This window comes from Candidatus Sarmatiella mevalonica (assembly GCF_016751895.1).
In the GTDB taxonomy this organism is placed as follows: Bacteria; Pseudomonadota; Alphaproteobacteria; order Rickettsiales; family Rickettsiaceae; genus Sarmatiella; species Sarmatiella mevalonica.
Window position 1 is genome coordinate 1 of record NZ_JACVVM010000093.1, and the last position, 3365, is coordinate 3365.

3 protein-coding genes and 1 pseudogene are annotated in these 3365 nt (G+C 33.7%); 3 read left to right on the forward strand and 1 reads right to left on the reverse strand.

Features of this window, described 5'->3' with window-relative positions:
* Nucleotides 1-167: 167 nt before the first annotated feature.
* A pseudogene (locus tag Sarmat_RS06230) lies at nucleotides 168-466 on the forward strand (transposase family protein); the annotation flags it as partial.
* 19 nt (nucleotides 467-485) lie between these two features.
* On the opposite strand, the gene Sarmat_RS06235 reads toward Sarmat_RS06230, so the two are convergent.
* On the reverse strand, nucleotides 486-1358 hold the full coding sequence (locus tag Sarmat_RS06235) for a DMT family transporter (RefSeq protein ID WP_202149908.1): 873 nt from the start codon (nucleotides 1356-1358) through the stop codon (nucleotides 486-488).
* 202 nt (nucleotides 1359-1560) lie between these two features.
* On the opposite strand from Sarmat_RS06235, the gene Sarmat_RS06240 reads away from it, so the two are divergent.
* On the forward strand, nucleotides 1561-2415 hold the full coding sequence (locus Sarmat_RS06240; protein ID WP_202149909.1) for an OmpW family outer membrane protein: 855 nt from the start codon (nucleotides 1561-1563) through the stop codon (nucleotides 2413-2415).
* Between the two features lie 266 nt (nucleotides 2416-2681).
* Nucleotides 2682-3365 (forward strand): phage minor head protein (locus Sarmat_RS06245; RefSeq protein WP_279611778.1); only part of this gene is annotated, 684 nt, incomplete at its 3' end.

A 3365-nucleotide genomic window follows, 5' to 3' on the forward strand; every position in this document is an offset into this window, starting at 1 on the left:
CATGCCAAATAATCTTAAAAAACTCTTGGATGTTTAGCAATTTTACTGTATCTTATCATTGTGTATAGTCTCTTGTTGGTTAAAAATCAAGTTCTATACACGCTTTATAAAAAATATCAACCCCTCCCTGTAAGTAATTTCCAATTCTATATACTTACGCAAGAGGTCTATTCAAAGACTCTAACACTAAGATCAATCCTGATATAAAAGTCATTACTGATACGAGATACCAAATCATACAAAAGCTCCATAGCAAATCCGAATTACCAAAAAAGAAAACAAGGAATAACCCACTAACGAAAGAAGCTAAAAAGAAAAATCATGAAATCGCAAGTCAAAGAGTAGCCAATGAAAATGTTATTGGAATGATTAAACGATTTAAAATTGATTTAAAATCATATCTGACAAATACCGCAACAGACGAAAAAGATTCGGCCTAAGGTTCAATATAACAATTTTCTTGTAATTATTACATCCTTAAAAGCCTAATTTTGTTCATAGCGCTTTTTTTCTGAAAGGATTACAAACAAAGTGGAAGGAATAATAATTAAACTACCATAAAAAGTGCTAAGGCTAGGCAGCTCATGCCAGATACAAAAACTAAAAGCGCTTGAAACAATCAACTCAAAATATCTATATGGCGCAAGAGCAGTAGCATCAGTCATAGAAAAAGCCTTGAGCAAGAAAAAGAGTATAGCGTTTGCGCTAAAGCCCAATACAAATAGCAATACTACCTGTTGAGTGCTCGGTTCTTTCCAAAAGTATAATGCAATAGGGAGGGATAAGATAGTTGTGACTATATCAGAATATAGTAACATGCTAAGCATAGATTCCTTGATTACAAAAATTTTGTTGATAATATCTAAAGAAGCGAACGCAATAGAGGCTACAACAAAAATTGCTGCGTTAAAACTAAAATCATTACTATTAGGATTGAGAGTAATAACCACTCCTACTAACCCTACTATTGTAGCAACCCATCTTTGCCATATCACTTTTTCTGTTAAAAAAAACTTTGCTAAGATGAGAGTAAACAGAGGAACAGAAAAACTCACAACTGTTGCGGTGGTTAATGGTACTAAATTCACTCCGTAAATCCATAAACCTATACCAAAAAACAACAACACGCCTCTAATAATGTGTATGCATACATGAGATGTACGCGCAGCTTCTAAGCCCGAGTGTAATATAAAAGGTATGAGCGTTACTGTACTGAAAAAAAATCTTAAAAATGCCACTTGTCCGCTATGCAAATTATTTCCAACATATTTAGAAATAACATCATTTAAATTGCTGCTAATTAAACTTAACAAGAACCAGAGTACGCCGATAATATATGATTGGAGTTTAGTATTCATAGTTTATTTATTGCCCCTTTGGCCACATTATATTGAAGTTTAAGTTTAATAATAATTTAATTATAATTAATTTATGTTTATTCAAAAATGAGTGAGTTAAATTGCATATACCGCTCCATTATGTATTATGATTAAAAGAAATATACACACTTAACGCTTAGTACACAATCATATGATTATTTGCAAATTAATTCAAGTCGCGTTGCTGCTCACCACCATAAAAGCCTCATGCAGCGCGCAGGGCATTACAAAGCAAGACGCCGCACTGCCTATAAAAAAGACGACGCAGGCTCAAAAGAGCGAGTTAAGTAGGAAGGATGGGTTTTACGAACTAAACTCCTCTCGTTTAGATTTGTTACCGGATGTTAATTTGACGCAGGAACCTACCTTGTCTGAGCCAGAGTATGTTAACAAACAGATTAGCGCGAAGCAAAACCAAGAAAAAAACAACAAGGAGCTGGAGTGTGATGCATATAAAGATTTAGGTCTTTTATTTACTACTAGATTATACACCGCTTTATTTAAAAACAATTTGGTATTATCGCTTCCATCCATGGATGCTGCGCGAATGAATATAAACAAATTTGCGACCACTGGTTATGGCATAGAAACTAGTACTTGTATTTTATTTAATAAATATTTAGGTATGGAAGTTGGAGTGAGTTTCGCTCTATCCTCTATTAACAAAGATTTGATAAACAAGATTATCTTTCAAGAAACATCTAAAGAGAAGAGTATGAATTTTTATATGATACCCTTTTATGATACCTTGAAGGTTTATCCTTTTGGACAAAACTCATTCAAACCTTATGTTGGATTTGGTGTTTATGGTGCCTATTTAAGCGCAACAAATAAATATGTAAGAATGAGTGGTGCTTTTGGTTGGGTTGCTCAGGTAGGTATTGATTATAAGATTAACAAATTTAATTTTAATTTAGATGTAAAGCGTTATCAAATGAACGCTAAAGTGCAGTACACAAATTTTGAAAATAAAATCACCGCAAAGTCCAACCTAAACCCCGTAACTATAGCTTTGGGTTTAGCGTTTAGCTTATAAAAAGGTATATGATAATTTTTAGTTGACTATTTTATAATTTATGTTATAAATAATTGAATTATTCAATTTATTTTAGAAAGAAAGTTATAAGGTATAGTAATTTGCCATCTTAAATCTTGGCTATATAGATTTGTTGATATTTTCTTCTGAAGATGCTAGCGCCTTCTATGCTGCTTCAACTTAAAAGTTATATAAGCCATTAGTGGTCAGATAGTTTAGGTTATGATTATAGCGGAAAACTAAAAGCTAATCATTATACTAAAACGTTGATCAAGATCTATAACAAAGCATACACCTCAGCTTTCTGGAAATATCTGCGCTATGGTAGCAAAATAACAGAACCATATTATGTATTCAAGTCTGCAAATGGCATTGAAAATGATATGAAATTTTATATTTGGCGCACCAAAGAAGATCATAAGGTGAGGCCAACTCATGCCGCAAATAATGGGAAGGTTTTTTCTTATAACAAACCTCCGCCTACAGGCCATCCAGGGCGGGCGATTAATTGCCGGTGTCATGATGAAGCAATTCATGCTACTTTTGATGGTGATGAAAATTCTGTTTCAAAGTATGATATAGATACCTGGCCCACAGTGCCGATTAATGGCAAGTTAATCGAGGGGCTGCCAAGTAAGGCTAAACCTAGATCAAGAGGAGAAAAAAGTCTATATGATATTTATGGCGGTGAGTGGAAGCCTCATACCATAGATCCGCGACATAATCTACATTGGGATTATAAGGGAAGGGATAGGTGCGATGAGTGGATGAACATACCAATTAATGGCAAGGTACCTAAAATAATAGAAAAATCTGTATATAAATCTTTTAAATATAAAGAGGCTAATATGTTAAGAGTAAGATGTTTCGACGATTTTGATAATGGTCCACAAATTTTAATAGCCGGTATGCACGAAGATTATCGGCACACTGCACAGTATTTATCCAAA

Excerpts from the sequence above, each read along its gene's own strand:
- Sarmat_RS06235 (WP_202149908.1), bottom strand. The coding sequence starts at position 1,358 with ATGAATACTAAACTCCAATCATATATTATCGGCGTACTCTGGTTCTTG.